14 protein-coding genes and 1 rRNA gene are annotated in these 15,848 nt (G+C 46.1%); 1 reads left to right on the top strand and 14 read right to left on the bottom strand.

The window, feature by feature from the left end; translation table 11 throughout:
• Positions 1-4 precede the first annotated feature (4 nt).
• From cysS to ACFQZR_RS00050, 6 genes are all read right to left on the bottom strand, one after another.
• Positions 5-1,405: a cysteine--tRNA ligase gene (cysS, locus tag ACFQZR_RS00075; RefSeq protein WP_379341707.1), complete on the bottom strand. Its 1,401-nt coding sequence runs from the start codon at positions 1,403-1,405 to the stop codon at positions 5-7.
• A 21-nt stretch (positions 1,406-1,426) separates the two neighbouring features.
• Positions 1,427-2,065, bottom strand: coding sequence for a serine O-acetyltransferase (gene cysE / locus ACFQZR_RS00070; RefSeq protein ID WP_379341705.1), 639 nt, complete (start codon positions 2,063-2,065; stop codon positions 1,427-1,429).
• 392 nt (positions 2,066-2,457) lie between these two features.
• Positions 2,458-3,915, bottom strand: a complete 1,458-nt coding sequence (gene gltX, locus ACFQZR_RS00065) for a glutamate--tRNA ligase (protein ID WP_379341703.1) — start codon at positions 3,913-3,915, stop codon at positions 2,458-2,460.
• A gap of 61 nt (positions 3,916-3,976) precedes the next feature.
• Positions 3,977-4,459, bottom strand: coding sequence for a 2-C-methyl-D-erythritol 2,4-cyclodiphosphate synthase (ispF, locus tag ACFQZR_RS00060; protein ID WP_379341701.1), 483 nt, complete (start codon positions 4,457-4,459; stop codon positions 3,977-3,979).
• Positions 4,456-5,154 carry a 2-C-methyl-D-erythritol 4-phosphate cytidylyltransferase gene (gene ispD / locus ACFQZR_RS00055; RefSeq protein ID WP_379341699.1) on the bottom strand — a complete coding sequence of 233 codons (699 nt, stop codon included), beginning with the start codon at positions 5,152-5,154 and terminating at the stop codon, positions 4,456-4,458. The genes ispF and ispD overlap by 4 nt, the downstream gene beginning before the upstream one ends.
• A 159-nt stretch (positions 5,155-5,313) precedes the next feature.
• Positions 5,314-6,396 (bottom strand): PIN/TRAM domain-containing protein, encoded by a 1,083-nt coding sequence (locus ACFQZR_RS00050; protein WP_379341697.1) that lies wholly within the window; start codon positions 6,394-6,396, stop codon positions 5,314-5,316.
• Between the two features lie 167 nt (positions 6,397-6,563).
• Between ACFQZR_RS00050 and ACFQZR_RS00045 the strand changes: the two genes are divergently transcribed.
• Positions 6,564-6,953, top strand: coding sequence for a nucleoside triphosphate pyrophosphohydrolase family protein (locus ACFQZR_RS00045; protein WP_018759738.1), 390 nt, complete (start codon positions 6,564-6,566; stop codon positions 6,951-6,953).
• 85 nt (positions 6,954-7,038) lie between these two features.
• On the opposite strand, the gene pssA is transcribed toward ACFQZR_RS00045, so the two are convergent.
• The 8 genes from pssA to rrf all read right to left on the bottom strand — a co-directional run bounded on the left by pssA (position 7,039) and on the right by rrf (position 15,682).
• Positions 7,039-7,785 carry a CDP-diacylglycerol--serine O-phosphatidyltransferase gene (gene pssA, locus ACFQZR_RS00040; RefSeq protein ID WP_379341695.1) on the bottom strand — a complete coding sequence of 249 codons (747 nt, stop codon included), beginning with the start codon at positions 7,783-7,785 and terminating at the stop codon, positions 7,039-7,041.
• A gap of 54 nt (positions 7,786-7,839) precedes the next feature.
• A complete protein-coding gene (gene disA / locus ACFQZR_RS00035) occupies positions 7,840-8,916 on the bottom strand; it encodes a DNA integrity scanning diadenylate cyclase DisA (RefSeq protein WP_018759740.1) in 1,077 nt (358 codons plus the stop codon).
• Between the two features lie 15 nt (positions 8,917-8,931).
• Positions 8,932-10,299 (bottom strand): DNA repair protein RadA, encoded by a 1,368-nt coding sequence (gene radA, locus ACFQZR_RS00030; RefSeq protein WP_379341692.1) that lies wholly within the window; start codon positions 10,297-10,299, stop codon positions 8,932-8,934.
• 163 nt (positions 10,300-10,462) lie between these two features.
• The gene (gene clpC, locus ACFQZR_RS00025; protein ID WP_379341690.1) at positions 10,463-12,886 is read right to left on the bottom strand and encodes an ATP-dependent protease ATP-binding subunit ClpC; all 2,424 of its coding nucleotides are present in this window, start codon (positions 12,884-12,886) and stop codon (positions 10,463-10,465) included.
• A gap of 38 nt (positions 12,887-12,924) precedes the next feature.
• Positions 12,925-13,986 (bottom strand): protein-arginine kinase McsB, encoded by a 1,062-nt coding sequence (mcsB, locus tag ACFQZR_RS00020; RefSeq protein WP_379341687.1) that lies wholly within the window; start codon positions 13,984-13,986, stop codon positions 12,925-12,927.
• A gap of 29 nt (positions 13,987-14,015) precedes the next feature.
• The gene (gene mcsA / locus ACFQZR_RS00015) at positions 14,016-14,537 is read right to left on the bottom strand and encodes a protein-arginine kinase activator protein McsA (RefSeq protein ID WP_018759744.1); all 522 of its coding nucleotides are present in this window, start codon (positions 14,535-14,537) and stop codon (positions 14,016-14,018) included.
• Positions 14,538-14,564: 27 nt separating this feature from the next.
• Positions 14,565-15,032, bottom strand: a complete 468-nt coding sequence (locus tag ACFQZR_RS00010) for a CtsR family transcriptional regulator (RefSeq protein ID WP_379341685.1) — start codon at positions 15,030-15,032, stop codon at positions 14,565-14,567.
• 533 nt (positions 15,033-15,565) lie between these two features.
• Positions 15,566-15,682: ribosomal RNA gene (gene rrf / locus ACFQZR_RS00005) — 5S ribosomal RNA — on the bottom strand.
• Positions 15,683-15,848: the final 166 nt, after the last annotated feature.

Below are 15,848 nucleotides of genomic sequence, written 5' to 3'. Positions count from 1 at the left end.
GCTCTCATTTACGGCGCCAACGCATCCCTTGCGGGGTATCTTCCAGCACGATGTTCTGCTCGGCTAGGAGGTCACGAATTTCATCCGCACGCGCCCAATTTTTTGATTTACGCGCGTCAACCCGCTCCGCAATCAGATTCTCGATCTCTTCATCCAGTAGTTCTTCCGGCTTGTTCTCAACAAGGCCCAATACGTCATTGAAATGATCGAACAGCGCCGCAATCGCTTGTAATTCGCCGGCTTTCACGATAGCCCGCTGTAAAACCAGATTCGTCTCGCTCACAAGGTCAAACCACGCTGTTATCGCATCCGCTGTATTAAAGTCGTCATCCATTTTGGCATGGAATTGCTCACGGATGTGGCTAAGCCGCTCGGTAAGCTCCTCGCTTGCCTCCCCCGGATCAACAGCTGACCGTAGGCGGTGCTGTAAATTCGCATATGCATTCTCAATACGCGATACACTGTTCTCTGCTTGTGCCATCACTTCTTCCGTGAAATTAAGCGGATTCCGATAGTGGCCTGACAGCATGAAGTACCGCAGTACAGGCGCTTTATATTTCTTACGAAGCTCGACGACCGAAATGCCGTTACCGAGTGATTTAGACATTTTTTCATTATCGATATTGATATAGCCGTTATGCATCCAGTAGTTCGCGAGTGACTTGCCGGTTACGGATTCTGACTGTGCAATCTCACACTCATGATGCGGGAACTGCAAATCTTGACCGCCGCCATGGATATCCAGAGTATCCCCCAAATAGCGTTTTACCATTGCTGAACACTCGATATGCCAGCCTGGACGTCCGTTGCCCCATGGGCTGCTCCAATAGATCTCGCCTGGTTTGGCACCTTTCCAGAGAACGAAATCTTCTGCATTCTCTTTGCGCTCATCAACCTCAATCCGGATCCCGAACTGCAGCTCTTCAATATTCTGGTGAGACAGCTTGCCATAGTCCTTGAACTTCTGCGTACGGAAATAGACATCGCCTTGGCTTGCATAAGCAAAATCCTGATCGACGAGCTTTTGGATGAACTCCACAATCTCTGCAATATTCTCCGTTACGCGCGGGTTCATCGTTGCCGGGCGAACTCCAAGGCCTTCAATATCTTCATTGAATGCTTGGATATAACGCTCTGCCACTTCTGGCACAGTCGTTCCCAGCTGTTCTGCTTTACGAATTAATTTATCATCCACATCCGTAAAATTCGTTACATAATTCACTTCATAGCCAATTGTTTCTAAATAACGGCGAACAACATCGAAGAAAATAACCGGACGCGCATTCCCGACATGAATGTAATCATATACCGTAGGACCGCATGTGTACATACGGACCTTCCCCGCTTCAAGAGGTTCAAAAAGCTCCTTCGTTCGATTCATCGTGTTGTAGATGTGCAACGCCATGTTTTACACGCCCTCTTTCGTTTATTGTTGTTCCTGTACGATACTGAGTTCCTTCTTCAGTCGATCGATTTGTTCTTGCATCTGTCTGAATTGATCAATAATCGGGTCCGATACTTGATTATGGCTTAAGCGATCGAGCCGCTTCCCATCCTGCTTCACGATACGTCCAGGAATCCCGACAACCGTGCTGTTCGGCGGCACTTCATTAAGCACGACCGAATTGGCACCGATCATCGCATTGTCTCCTACACGAAAAGATCCGAGGACTTTCGCTCCTGACGCAATAACCACATTATTGCCGATCGTTGGATGACGTTTTCCTTTTTCTTTCCCGGTTCCCCCAAGTGTAACGCCTTGATAGATCACCACATTGTTGCCGATCTCACATGTCTCTCCAATGACGACCCCCATACCATGGTCAATAAACAGCCGATCTCCGAGTGTAGCACCGGGATGAATCTCGATCCCTGTAAAAAATCGACTCGTCTGCGAAATGACGCGCGCAACACTATACCACCGGTGTCTAAATAACCAATTCGCCAATCGATGCGCCCAAATGGCATGCAACCCTGAGTAAGTAAAGACCACTTCAAACTTGCTTCTTGCCGCCGGGTCGTTCTCAAACACCGTCTGAATATCCGACCTCATTCTCTGAAACATGCTGATCCCCTTCTATCCCCTCAAAATAGAAAACGCCCCTACAGCAAGGTATCTTGCTGCAGAGACGTACAAACGCGGTCCCACTCTGCTTAAGCGCCTAGATGAGGTTGAAAATCAACTTTCATCATAATAAACGCTTCACTTTAGCGTCCTTAACGCGGACGACACGATACCCCCTACCCTGCACAGCAGATCGGAAATACAGCTCCCAGGTGCATGTTCAGCTTCATAGGATTAGGCAACTCACAGCCTTGATTGCCCTCTCTGACATCCTATACAACACAGCTTACTTTTCCTGCTCATAGCCTTTATGGATTGATGTTGATTGTAATTATATCCAACACATGCCACTCTGACAAGAGACGAAAATCTGTTAATTGAGGGATCCCGTCTTATGCCAAAAATGCACGAAGTCTTGCAACGACTTTATTTTGTCCGAGAAGCGCAATCGTCTCGTTGAGATCGCGACCATGCGTCTGTCCCGTTAACGCCACACGAATCGGCATGAACAATTGTTTGCCTTTCGTGCCCGTTTCTTTCTGCACTTCCTTGATCGCGGTCTTAAGCGAATCTGCCGTGAACTCCGTTAAAGCTTCCGCTTTGCCAAGGAATGCCGTTAGTACAGCTGGCACTTGCTCTTCCGCAAGAACTGCTGCTCCTTCTTCATCCATTTGAATCTCATCTTGGAAGAATAACGCAGACAGTTCAACGATATCGGAAGCAGCGCGCATTTGCTCTTGGTATAACGCAACGAGCGAATTCGCCCAAGCTTGTTCTGCCTCGGACAACGTCGCTGGCAACAATCCTGCTTTTTGCAGATGAGGTATTGCTATCGCAGCGATGCGCGCTGGCTCTGCATTCTTAATATAGTGATTATTTAACCAGCTTAATTTGTTCGTATCGAACACCGCTGGGCTCTTCGACAAGCGACCTGCATCGAAAATCTCAATGAACTGCTCACGTGAGAAGATCTCATCTTCGCCTTTAGGCGACCAGCCGAGCAGTGCGATGAAGTTAAATAACGCTTCCGGCAAGTAACCCAATTGATCATATTGTTCGATAAATTGAATGATTGATTCATCACGCTTACTTAATTTTTTATGATGCTCATTCACAATTAATGTCATATGACCAAATATCGGCGCTTCCCAGCCAAGTGCATCATAGATCATCAACTGGCGAGGCGTATTGGAGACATGATCCTCTCCGCGCAATACATGTGAAATTTTCATCAGATAATCATCGATAACAACTGCGAAATTGTATGTTGCAATTCCATCTTTCTTCACAATTACGAAATCACCGGACACATCGGATTCGAATGAAATCGAACCTTTGACCATATCATCGAAGCTAAAGGTTCTACCTTCAGGTACACGGAAGCGAATGCTCGGTACACGACCCTCTGCTTCGAACGCAGCGCGTTGCTCATCCGTTAAATCCCGATGACGACCTGAATAACGCGGCATTTCTCCGCGAGCTGTCTGCTCTTCACGCTCTTGCTCCAGCTCTTCTTCCGTACAATAACATTTATATGCAAATCCACCATCGATCAGCTGCTGGGCATATTGATTATAAATATCAAGACGTTCCGTCTGACGGTATGGACCGTACTCTCCGCCAACATCAATACTCTCATCCCAAGTGATTCCAAGCCATTTTAGGTAGGTTAACTGGCTTTCTTCCCCACCCTCAATATTCCGTTTGAGATCCGTGTCTTCAATACGAATGATGAATTTTCCATTATGATGACGTGCGAACAAATAGTTGAATAGCGCCGTTCTTGCATTACCGATATGTAAATGTCCCGTCGGGCTTGGCGCATAACGTACACGAACTTCTTGTGTCATAGGACTCTAGCTCCTTTTCCATGCGGAGAATTGCGACTTCATCGCCTTTAAATACCCTTAATCATAACACATTCTGAATGAGGCAGACAACCGACTGGGCTGCAATTCCTTCGCCACGCCCCGTAAAGCCAAGCTGTTCTGTCGTCGTTGCCTTCACATTGATTTTCGTTACATCGGCTTCCAGCACCTGAGCAATCCGTTCCTGCATTTGCGGGATATAAGGAAGCATCTTCGGCTTCTGCGCAATAATCGTGCAGTCTAGATTACCCAGCCCATACCCAGCATCTTTGGCCATCACCCAGATTTCCTCCAGCAGCTTCACGCTATCGGCATCCTTGAACCGTTCATCTGTATCCGGAAAATGCTTGCCAATATCCCCAAGACCGAGTGCGCCAAGAATGGCATCACTAATGGCATGAAGCAGCACATCCGCATCTGAGTGCCCTAGAAGCCCTTTCTCATAAGGAATCGTAATCCCCCCGATAATGCACGGTCTTCCCTCTACCAGTTGATGTACATCAAAGCCTTGTCCAACTCGAATCATTTCTGTTCCTCCCTCATTTGCTGTAACCAGAACTCTGCCGATACCAGGTCGTCTGGCGTCGTAATTTTGATATTCGTATAATCCCCTTCAACGACATACACGGGCAATCCTAGTCGCTCGACCAACATAGAATCATCGGTCCCGACAAACTGCTCTCGCTGCGCCTCTTCATGCGCTCGAACCACATCCGCATAGCGAAAAGCCTGTGGGGTCTGGATAGCCCACAAGCTGCGGCGGTCTGGCGTATGTTCGATTCGACCTGCTTCATTCACCTGTTTGATCGTATCCTTCACCTGTACAGCAAGGACGGCTGCCCCATGACGCACTGCTGCTTCATAACAAGCGCGAACCCGCTCCTCCGTCACAAAAGGACGAACCCCATCATGGATAAAGACCCAATCGGCATTCAGAGCGAGCAGCCCTTGATAGACCGAAAATTGACGCTCCGCTCCACCTGCGACGATTTTTGTTATTTTCTGAAGACCATACGTCTTAATCCATGCTGTACAACGTTCAACATCTTGTGTACCTACGACGAGTACGATCTCATCGATCAGTGTCATCTGTTCGAATTGCAGCAGCGTATGGACAAGAATCGGTTTCCCTTCCAGCAGCAAATATTGCTTGCTCTCCGGTGTCCCCATCCTTGAACCTTTCCCTGCAGCGACGATGACTGCGCCAACCCGATTGTTCATGTATATCCCTGCCTTGCTATCTCGCATAGTTTGATCTATCTACAGATTCGACATATGCGATCAACAACCCTTTTTTAACATGTTAGACTTTATAATTATCCGGGGGCTCCGCAAAAACAGAATCAGTTTCGAAGCCAGATCGTCACTTTGTGGGGAATATTATTGGGCTTTTTCCAACAATTTCGGCTTTGCGAAGATCATTCGGCCTGCAGAAGTCTGCAGCACACTTGTCACGAGCACTTCCATCGTCGTCCCGATATACTCTCGTCCACCCTCAACAACGATCATCGTGCCATCATCTAAGTAAGCTACGCCTTGACCGTGCTCCTTACCATCTTTGATCACTTGAACGATGATTTCTTCACCAGGCAATACAACCGGCTTCACAGCGTTAGCCAAATCATTAATATTAAGTACGGATACCCCTTGCAGCTCACACACTTTGTTCAAATTGAAATCATTCGTAACCACTTTACCCTGGAGAACTTTGGCCAGCTTCACAAGCTTGCTATCCACCTCGGAGATTTCATCAAAGTCACCTTCGTAGATCAGCACTTTAACTTCAAGCTCTTTCTGAATTTTGTTCAGAATATCCAGTCCTCTGCGCCCCCGATTCCGCTTCAACAGGTCCGACGAATCGGCGATATGCTGAAGTTCCTCGAGTACGAATTCTGGGATAACAATGGTGCCCTCGATAAAGCCTGTCTTGCAAATGTCTGCAATCCGTCCGTCAATAATGACGCTGGTATCCAGAATCTTATGTTCCTCATTCCCACGATCAGGCCGACTTTCTCCACTGCCGCCTCTTCCTCGGGTGATAATTGCTACAAGTTCTTCTCTCCGTTGCAGTCCTAGCCATAACCCTGCAGCACCACAGGCCAATGTCAGAACAATGCCCATTACATTACCAAGCGATTCTACGATCGGCTCTAACAGGTAAGCCACACCTAATCCACCAACAAGTCCAAGAAATGCAGCAAATACGTGTTCAAAAGGAAGGCTTGTTACCTTATCAAGTCCAGTCCGAACCCGGCTCAAGACCGAATCCCCACCTAGTGAAAATAAGACCAAAAATACCGTCATACTGATACCCATAAATAACACAGTTCCAACCAGTGCACTTGCATCACCGAACAACGATTGCAGCCAATCTGTCGTCTGAATTCCTGCGAGTGAGTACACCACAAATCCAACCCAAGCCCCTAACAACAACCATAGGGTTTGTATTCCTTTTTTTAACATAAGATTCACCTCCTTTACAATTATGGTCCAAATTCATCCAAGCTAATCTTTGCAGATAGAACTTTTTTCATTGATAACTGGTAATTCATTCACTTATAATTGAGTTAAATTCGGATTCGACATTTAAGATTGTAATCAAGAATACTAATAAATCGAGGTGTATACACATGAGTGAGTCGACTTTACAAGCGTTTCAGGAGCAGGTCTCCGAATTGTTACTACGTCACCGCAGTCTCTTGGATGTTCTCTCGAAATATGGCCAGTCCAACGCATCGGTTAATCGTTCTGTCGTGAAAGCGGTTACGGAATGCGGATGTATCGAACTGAATGCAAGCAAGCAATCTTATCCGGAGGAAATAACGCAGACCAATCATCAGCTCTCAAGCCACTTGAACGGCCAACTCTGCGAGAATTGCAGAGAAGTGGTTACAGCCGAACTCGGTAGGAACTTATTCTACATGTCGGCATTATGTAACTTACTTGATGTGAAAATGAATGATGTCGTACAGAGTGAGTCGAAGAAATGCTCCACGCTCGGATTTTTCAATTTATCGTAGTCCCATCAGACTGATATAAAAAATAAAAAAGCATTTATTTCAGATCTCCTTGGAGAACGAAATAAATGCTTTTTATTTGAGTAAATCAGCTATTTAGTTGATCAGAACGCGAAGCCTCTTCTGCTTTGGAGGCTGCACGCTTGTTTTTACGTCGCTTGGTGAATACCAACTCAACGTTTTTTTTTAAGCCATACAACGCATAGAATGCGAGCGGGATAAGAATCAATTTCGGCGTCTGTGCCGGGAACCTAAGGGCAAGAAATAAAGCTATAATAATAACGATCGGAGCGATCCAGAGTGCCTTCTTAGGGATTCCAACCTTCTTGAAGTTCGGATATTTCACACGGCTAACCATCAGATACGACAGCAATAACGAACTAATCACAAGATAAGGTGTAGCAAGATCTGCATGGAACAACGCTAATGTACATAGAACGCCACCCGCTGCCGGAATCGGAAGCCCGATGAAATAGCCTGGCGTACCTGATATAACGTTAAACCTTGCAAGACGTAGTGCACCACAAATCGGAAATATTGCCGTTACCGACCATGCGAGCAACGGGTTCAAATGCGTAAACGCAGTCACATACATAATAAAAGCTGGAGCTACACCAAAAGATATTACATCAGACAGGGAATCAAGCTCTTTCCCGAATTCACTCTGCACATTGAGTGCACGAGCGAAATGGCCGTCAAGCCCATCCATTAGCATAGCAATAATCACCATAATAGCGGCATAATCATTCTCACCGTTAAAGACTAATATGATGGAAATAATTCCGAGAACCAAGTTACTAATCGTAAACAAGTTCGGAATCGATTTTGTTATCATAGACTCACCTCATATTTACTATGCCCCAGTGTCATTCATTGATTGTATGACAATTTATATTTGTCTGTCAATAAACACCTGTTCTTGGATACGCTTAAGACCTTCCTTAATCGTACGGGCACGCACTTCACCAATTCCATCCACTTCATCCAATTCTTCGATCGTCGCCATGGTTACATGCGGCAGCTGGTAGAACCGCTGAACCAAGTTGTTTATGATGACATTCGGCAAGCGCGGAATTTTACTCAGGACGCGATAACCGCGTGGCGCAACCGATTCTTCCGTCATCAAGTTCGAAGATTGGTACCCTAATAATCGAATAATAAAATGTGCATCAAGCAGTTCATCCGAGCTGCACTTCTTAAGACATACGAAGATTTCCTTCAGCTTCTCCTCGGATATATCCTTCGCATAGTCTTTGATCAACAGCCTTGCATCTTCCTCGGTATTACCCACCAATTCTTCCATCTGCATACTAATCAAACGGCCTTCATTGCCTAACTCGTGAATGTATCGTTTGATCTCCTGCTTGATTCGAAGCGCCATTTCGAACCGCTGTACGACATGCACAACTTCCTGCAATGTAACCAGCTCTTCAAATTCAGAGGCTGTCAGGTTCGTCAGCGCTTGATTCAGTACCACTTTGTACCGCTCCAACGTCTGGATCGCTTGATTCGCTTTCGTTAAGATGACGCCAATTTCTTTGAGGGAATAACGTAAGTTCCCTTGATATAGGGTAATCACATTACGCCGTTGGGATATGGACACGACGAGCTTTCCCGTCTGCTTAGCCACCCGCTCCGCTGTACGATGTCTAATCCCTGTCTCAATGGAGGATATCGATGAATCCGGGATAAGCTGCGTATTGGCATAGAGGATTCTTTTTAAGTCTTCACTTAAAATGATCGCACCATCCATCTTCGCAAGCTCGTACAGATAGTTCGGCGAGAAATCACAGTTAATGGAGAATCCTCCATCTACGACTTCCATTACTTCCGGACTGTATCCAACAACGATTAATCCCCCGGTTTTCGCGCGAAGGACATTCTCCAGCCCATCCCGAAACGGTGTCCCTGGCGCAACCAATCGAAGAAGATCATTTACATTATCTTGTTGAACCGTTTCTTTCATTCTCTATTATGCCCCCTAACCTAATGCAGCTCTTAGCGCTTCCGCTACGGTGTTAACACCGATAATTTCGATCCCCTTGGGCGCTTTCCACCCCTTTATACTTTTCTCAGGCATAATCACACGCTTGAAGCCAAGCTTGTGTGCCTCTTTGACCCGCTGTTCCACACGTGATACGGCTCGCACTTCCCCTGTTAGTCCAATCTCACCGAAAAATACATCGTACGGCTGTGTTGGTGCATCCTTGAAACTTGACGCAATACTCACGGCAATCGCAAGGTCAACCGCAGGCTCATCGAGCTTAACGCCACCCGCAACATTCAAATAAGCATCCTGATTCTGCAAGAACATGCCCATTCGTTTCTCCAGCACCGCAATAATAAGCGACATTCGCTGGTGATCGACACCTGTCGACATTCGCCGTGGCGACGGGAAATTCGTCGAAGCTACCAAAGCTTGGAGTTCAACAAGAACTGGACGAGTTCCTTCCACACTAGCTACAACAGTCGATCCCGCCACCCCGAGAGGCCGTTCTGATAAGAACAACTCCGATGGGTTAGATACTTCCTCAAGCCCTGTTTCTTGCATCTCGAAAATGCCAATTTCATTGGTCGAACCGAATCGGTTCTTCACCGCACGCAGCAATCGGTATGTATGATGCCGCTCCCCTTCGAAATACAACACACAGTCCACCATATGTTCCAATAAACGTGGCCCTGCGATCGCTCCTTCCTTAGTGACATGCCCCACGAGCACGGTCGCAATTCCCTTGACCTTAGCAATACGCATAAAATGCGCTGTACATTCACGAACTTGCGAGACACTACCAGGTGCCGAAGCTACAGAGGGTTGGTATACTGTCTGAATCGAGTCAATGACGAGGAAATCAGGCTGGATCTCATCAATAGCTTCCTCTATCTGCTCGAGATTCGTCTCACATAACACGAATAGAGACTCAGACAATGCATTTAATCGATCGGCACGCAGTCTTGTCTGGCGAACCGATTCCTCGCCCGATACATAGAGCACCTTGAGCCCCGCTACAGTAAGCGCATGTGACGTCTGCAGCAGCAGTGTGGATTTCCCAATGCCGGGATCACCGCCTACTAGAATTAATGATCCGGGAACAAATCCGCCGCCCAGAACACGATTAAGCTCAGCGATGTGTGTCTGAATGCGAGGTTCTTTACCACTCTCTATATGTATGATGGATTGGGGTTTTTCTTTCGTATGAAAAATGGGCGATTGCATCCCTTGCGTCTTGACTACTGTCTGGGTCTCTTCGACCATCGTATTCCAGCTCATGCAACCAGGACATTTGCCGAACCATTTCGCTGTCTCGTGACCGCATTCGGTACAATAAAATTTTGTTTTGACTTTCGCCATTTCGCTCTCCTAACTAACATTCATCTTTGGCGAAAAATGACTGTTTTCGCAAATTTCGTACTTCTTTCAATTTTAACATTTTTAATCATGAGAGAAAAGGAAAACCCGAAACCTTATAGGTTCCGGGTTCAATATTCGTACAATACGTACGAAAAAGGTTATTTTAGTGATGCAGGACGACCAAATTGCCTTCCTGCTCATCAATGGTTAAGCTGTCACCCTTCGAAATTTTACCCATTAAGAGCTCTTCCGAGAGACGATCTTCAATATGTTTCTGAATCGCACGACGCAACGGACGCGCACCGTAAGCTGGATCAAACCCTTCCTTCGCGAGGAAAGCTTTCGCTTTGTCCGTCAACGTGAAGTCGACTTCTTGTTCCTTCAGTCGATGACGAAGATCTTCCGCCATGAGAGACACGATCTGTGCAATATTCTCTTCACTGAGCGAATGGAAAACAATGATCTCATCAATCCGGTTCAAGAACTCTGGACGGAAGCTCTTCTTCAGCTCGCCCATCACTTTATCCTTCATGTTGTTATAATCTTTGCCGGAGTCATTCGATGCTGTGAAGCCAAGGGTAGAATTACGCTTGATTGCCTCTGCACCGACGTTCGAAGTCAGAATGATCAACGTATTACGGAAATCTACGACACGGCCTTTAGAATCTGTAAGACGTCCATCCTCCAGTACTTGAAGCAAGATGTTAAACACTTCAGGGTGCGCTTTCTCGATTTCATCGAGCAACACAACCGAATATGGCTTACGTCTAACTTTCTCCGTTAATTGACCGCCCTCTTCATAACCAACATATCCTGGAGGCGCTCCGACCAGACGTGATGTCGAATGTTTCTCCATATACTCGGACATATCGATCCGAATGACTGCATTCTCATCACCGAATAGGGACTCCGCTAGAGCACGTGCTAATTCTGTTTTACCGACCCCAGTAGGACCTAAGAAGATGAATGAGCCCATTGGACGTTTCGGATCCTTCAGACCTGCACGTGCACGACGTACCGCACGACTAACAGCCTTAACCGCTTCTTCTTGACCGATGACACGCTCATGAAGAATGGATTCCATCTTGAGCAAACGCTCGGTCTCTTCTTCAGCCAACTTACGAACCGGAATTCCCGTCCAGCTCGCTACGATCTGCGCAATATCATCTGGCGTCACTTCCGAATCGGTGCGTCCTTGCTTTTCTTTCCACTGATTCTTCGTCAGATCCAGCTCTTCCCGCATCTTCTGCTCTGTATCACGAAGTGCCGCTGCTTTCTCGAACTCTTGGCTCTGTACAGCTGCATCTTTTTCTTTACGAATATCTTCGAGACGATTCTCGAGCTGTTTCAAATTCGGCGGTACCGTATATGAATTTAGCCTTACCTTCGAACCTGCTTCATCGATCAAATCAATCGCTTTGTCCGGTAAGAACCGATCCGTGATGTAACGGTCTGACAATTTCACCGCTGCTTCAATGGCTTCATCTGTAATTTTCACCCGGTGGTGGGCTTCGTAACGGTCACGCAGTCCATGCAAGATTTGGATCGCTTCCTCTGGGGAAGGCTGATCTACCGTAATCGGCTGGAATCGACGTTCTAGTGCAGCATCTTTCTCAATGTACTTGCGGTATTCATCGAGTGTCGTCGCACCGATACATTGCAACTCACCCCGTGCTAGAGAAGGTTTGAGAATATTCGATGCGTCAATAGCGCCTTCTGCTCCGCCTGCACCGATTAAGGTATGAAGTTCATCTATGAATAGAATGATATTCCCTGCTTGGCGAATTTCGTCCATGATCTTCTTCAGACGATCTTCGAATTCCCCGCGATATTTGGTCCCGGCTACGACGGAGCCCATATCCAAGGTCATAACACGCTTATCACGCAGCGTCTCAGGAATTTCGTTCTGGATAATACGTTGTGCAAGTCCTTCTGCAATCGCCGTCTTACCAACCCCTGGCTCCCCGATAAGGACCGGATTGTTCTTCGTTCTACGGCTCAAGACTTGAATCACGCGTTCAATTTCATTACTGCGGCCGATGACAGGATCTAAGTTCCCGTCTTTCGCAAATGCCGTTAAATCACGCGCGAGTGAATCGAGCGTCGGTGTGCTGACATTCGCAGGTGTTCCATGATGACTCGATACAGCTTCGCTACTGCCTAGGAGCTGCAACACTTGCTGACGTGCCTTATTTAAGCTAATGCCTAGATTATTGAGTACACGTGCTGCCACACCTTCGCCTTCGCGAATCAATCCAAGAAGGATATGTTCAGTGCCTACATACGTATGACCCAACTTACGTGCTTCGTCCATGGACAGTTCAATGACTTTCTTCGCACGAGGCGTATAAGCAATATTCGTTGGTTGCTCCTGTCCACGACCAATCAAAGATTCGACTTCGTCTTGAATCTTCTCAAGTCCCAGTCCAAGCGCAATCAAGGCTTTGGCTGCAATGCCTTCTCCTTCACGAATCAGTCCAAGAAGAATATGCTCCGTACCAATATTGTTGTGACCTAGACGCACGGCTTCTTCTTGCGCTAATGCCAATACTTTCTGTGCTCGCTCTGTAAATCTTCCAAACATCATATCTATACACCTCCGCTTAAACTAATTATAACTAGAATTTATGATTTAGAAAGCTTATCGCGTATTAATGCCGCGCGATAAATATCTCTTTCTTCTGTGTTTAACTTGCGACCGTATACTTGCTGTAGAAATCCGGTCTGGGACATCACAATCAGTTCATTCAATACATCGGATGAAACATGATCGATTAGACCGAGATCTAGGCCAAGCCGAACATCGGATAGCCGTTGCGATGCCTCTTTCGAATCCATCACTTCCGCATGCGTTAGGATGCCGAAGGATCTCCGGATACGGTCTTTAATGCGAATCGGGGATTCAAGCATAATCTTCTCCCGCGCCGCTTTCTCATGTTCAATGATTTGTCTTGCCACACTATGCAAATTATCGATGATTTCCTTCTCGGATTGACCCAAGGTGATCTGATTCGATATCTGGAACAAGTTCCCGATCGATTCACTACCTTCACCATAGATGCCTCGAACGGCTAGACCTACCTGTGTAATTGCCGGTAGCAATCGATTCATTTGTTGCGTTAAGACGAGAGCAGGCAGATGAATCATCACCGATGCCCGAATTCCAGTACCTACATTTGTAGGACAGCTGGTCAAATATCCGCGTGACTCATCAAATGCATAATCTACTTGTTCTTCAAAAACATCGTCAATCCTGCTAGCGAGGTCCCAAGCTTCTTCTAATTGAAAGCCAGGGTAAAGACATTGTATACGAAGATGATCTTCTTCATTAATCATAATGCTAGCTGCTTCATTATCGCTAATAATGACAGCCCCATTACGGGATTCATTCGCCAAATTCGGGCTAATCAGATGTTTCTCAACCAATACGCGTTTATCGAGCTCACTCATATCGGCTAATAATACTTCGGAGAAGTTACCGATTTCCTTCATTCCTTTGACCTGCACCACTTGGCTTAATCGTTCCAGAATTTCTTTGGACTGCTGATTTGTTGCCAGCATCGGGAATGGAAGGTTATCCAAGTTACGCGCAATCCGAACGCGGCTGCTAATAACGATGTCTGAGTCTGGGCCTCTCCCACGCATCCATTCGCTTAATGCCTTCTCTGTGAATTTATGAGCTTCCATCCAACATCCCTCCACTGCACTATGACATGTTATCCTGCAGAAATTCGTTTTTCCAGCTCCCGTATTTGATCACGGATTTGAGCAGCATCTTCAAACTCTTCGTGAATGATGCGGTATTGCAACTGCTTCTTTAATTCCTCAAGCTCTCGTTTGTTTTGAATTGAGCCCCCGCGACGTTTAGGAATTTTGCCGATGTGTTTGGTATTGCCGTGAACTCTTTTGAATAACGGGTCGAGACGATCCTCAAAATGCTTATAACATGAACTACATCCGAATCGTCCTATCTTGCTGAATTGTGAATAAGTTAATCCACATTCATCACATCGAATCGTCTGTGCTTTGGTACTCGTTGAACTGCCTTTACCTGTCGGATCAAAATCGAGCAATCCCGATAATAAGCTATGAATAGAGAACCCATTCGCTGTTCCCGGAATCAATTCGCCTTTCTCACGGGCACAAGATTCACAAATATGAAATTCCGTTTTCTCACCATTCACGATTTTCGTGAAATGCAATGTCGCAGGCTTCTTACCGCATTCTTGACAGACCATGTAAAGGACCTCCTTCGATCTAACTTACTACTTCTTATGCATCAGCAAAGATAACAGCATCGCGCGGAGCAGGCTCGCCCTGAGTTCGTCACGGAGCGGAAGCTTGATCACGAGCACATCGCGATTTACTGCAGCACGAAGCAGATTCGCTTCACGCCTTGTAATCATACGGGCTTCTTCTAATTGATAGATCAGCCCCTCCGCGGCCCCTTGTTCGATGCGGCCACCGATGGTGTGCCGTAAATGCTCTTGAATCGCCTGTTCCGCAGGCAATTGAATTCGTTGAATCCGTATATACCCGCCGCCTCCGCGTTTACTCTCTACAACATATCCCTTTTCGAGGGTAAATCGCGTGCTGATCACATAATTAATCTGTGACGGGACACATGAGAATTGATCGGCTAATTCATTGCGTTGAATTTCAATCATACTGCCCGGACTCTCATGCAGAATACTCTTCAGATATTGTTCTATAATATCAGAGATATTACGCATTGATTCATCCTCCATGGTGAAATGTAAAGGTCAAAACATTGACGTTTAGTTGACCTTGACTTTCTTTGACTTTATAAACATGATATCACTTTTCCTACACACTTTCAACATCTCTTCCCTCTTATTATTGTTGCATTTCTTATAAGAAATATACCCTTTGCGTTCACCTCTGACATAATATATCCTTCCGAACCTCAACTGTACCTTGTTCAATTCAAATCCTTGGGATATTCGTCATCCTCTCAAAGCTGGGGATAATTTTATTTTCAAAATAAAGTTATACATAAAGTTGTGTATGATTTGTTAACCATGTGGATGAGTTTGTGGATGGTGTGTATGATTCCGTGGATGATCCTGTTGAAAATATGTATATTATGTCGATCAAGCATTGATTAACATCTATCCACAGTGTGGATAAATACTTTCACATATTCTTGGATCAAAAAGCTGTTGATAATGGCTACGCTAATTAGAAGTTATCAACATAAAAAAGACCACCTTCGAGAAATGAATCTCAAAAGTGGTCTTTAGCTGCTTGGCATCGTCCTACTCTCCCAGGACCCTGCGGTCCAAGTACCATCGGCGCTAGAGGGCTTAACGGTCGTGTTCGGGATGGGTACGCGTGGAACCCCTCCGCCATCGACACCAAACGAATTACTAATTCAGGTTTACAGCATTACCACATGCTGCAAGCATTTCGATCCACATCACTGCGCTTGGCAGCTATGCTTTTCTTTTTGCTCCCTGAAAACCGGATGCGAAATAAATTTGCGTTTTATGTTTTAGGATAAGCCCTCGACCGATTAGTATTGGTCA

The sequence above is a fragment of the Paenibacillus sp. GCM10027629 genome (genome assembly GCF_042676425.1).
In the GTDB taxonomy this organism is placed as follows: Bacteria; Bacillota; Bacilli; order Paenibacillales; family Paenibacillaceae; genus Paenibacillus_K; species Paenibacillus_K terrigena.
This window is presented reverse-complemented; position numbering and strand designations above follow the sequence as displayed.

Excerpts from the sequence above, each read along its gene's own strand:
- cysS (WP_379341707.1), bottom strand. The coding sequence starts at position 1,405 with ATGGCGTTGCACATCTACAACACGATGAATCGAACGAAGGAGCTTTTT.
- cysE (WP_379341705.1), bottom strand. The coding sequence starts at position 2,065 with ATGTTTCAGAGAATGAGGTCGGATATTCAGACGGTGTTTGAGAACGAC.
- gltX (WP_379341703.1), bottom strand. The coding sequence starts at position 3,915 with ATGACACAAGAAGTTCGTGTACGTTATGCGCCAAGCCCGACGGGACAT.
- ispF (WP_379341701.1), bottom strand. The coding sequence starts at position 4,459 with ATGATTCGAGTTGGACAAGGCTTTGATGTACATCAACTGGTAGAGGGA.
- ispD (WP_379341699.1), bottom strand. The coding sequence starts at position 5,154 with ATGAACAATCGGGTTGGCGCAGTCATCGTCGCTGCAGGGAAAGGTTCA.
- ACFQZR_RS00050 (WP_379341697.1), bottom strand. The coding sequence starts at position 6,396 with ATGTTAAAAAAAGGAATACAAACCCTATGGTTGTTGTTAGGGGCTTGG.
- ACFQZR_RS00045 (WP_018759738.1), top strand. The coding sequence starts at position 6,564 with ATGAGTGAGTCGACTTTACAAGCGTTTCAGGAGCAGGTCTCCGAATTG.
- pssA (WP_379341695.1), bottom strand. The coding sequence starts at position 7,785 with ATGATAACAAAATCGATTCCGAACTTGTTTACGATTAGTAACTTGGTT.
- disA (WP_018759740.1), bottom strand. The coding sequence starts at position 8,916 with ATGAAAGAAACGGTTCAACAAGATAATGTAAATGATCTTCTTCGATTG.
- radA (WP_379341692.1), bottom strand. The coding sequence starts at position 10,299 with ATGGCGAAAGTCAAAACAAAATTTTATTGTACCGAATGCGGTCACGAG.
- clpC (WP_379341690.1), bottom strand. The coding sequence starts at position 12,886 with ATGATGTTTGGAAGATTTACAGAGCGAGCACAGAAAGTATTGGCATTA.
- mcsB (WP_379341687.1), bottom strand. The coding sequence starts at position 13,986 with ATGGAAGCTCATAAATTCACAGAGAAGGCATTAAGCGAATGGATGCGT.
- mcsA (WP_018759744.1), bottom strand. The coding sequence starts at position 14,537 with ATGGTCTGTCAAGAATGCGGTAAGAAGCCTGCGACATTGCATTTCACG.
- ACFQZR_RS00010 (WP_379341685.1), bottom strand. The coding sequence starts at position 15,032 with ATGCGTAATATCTCTGATATTATAGAACAATATCTGAAGAGTATTCTG.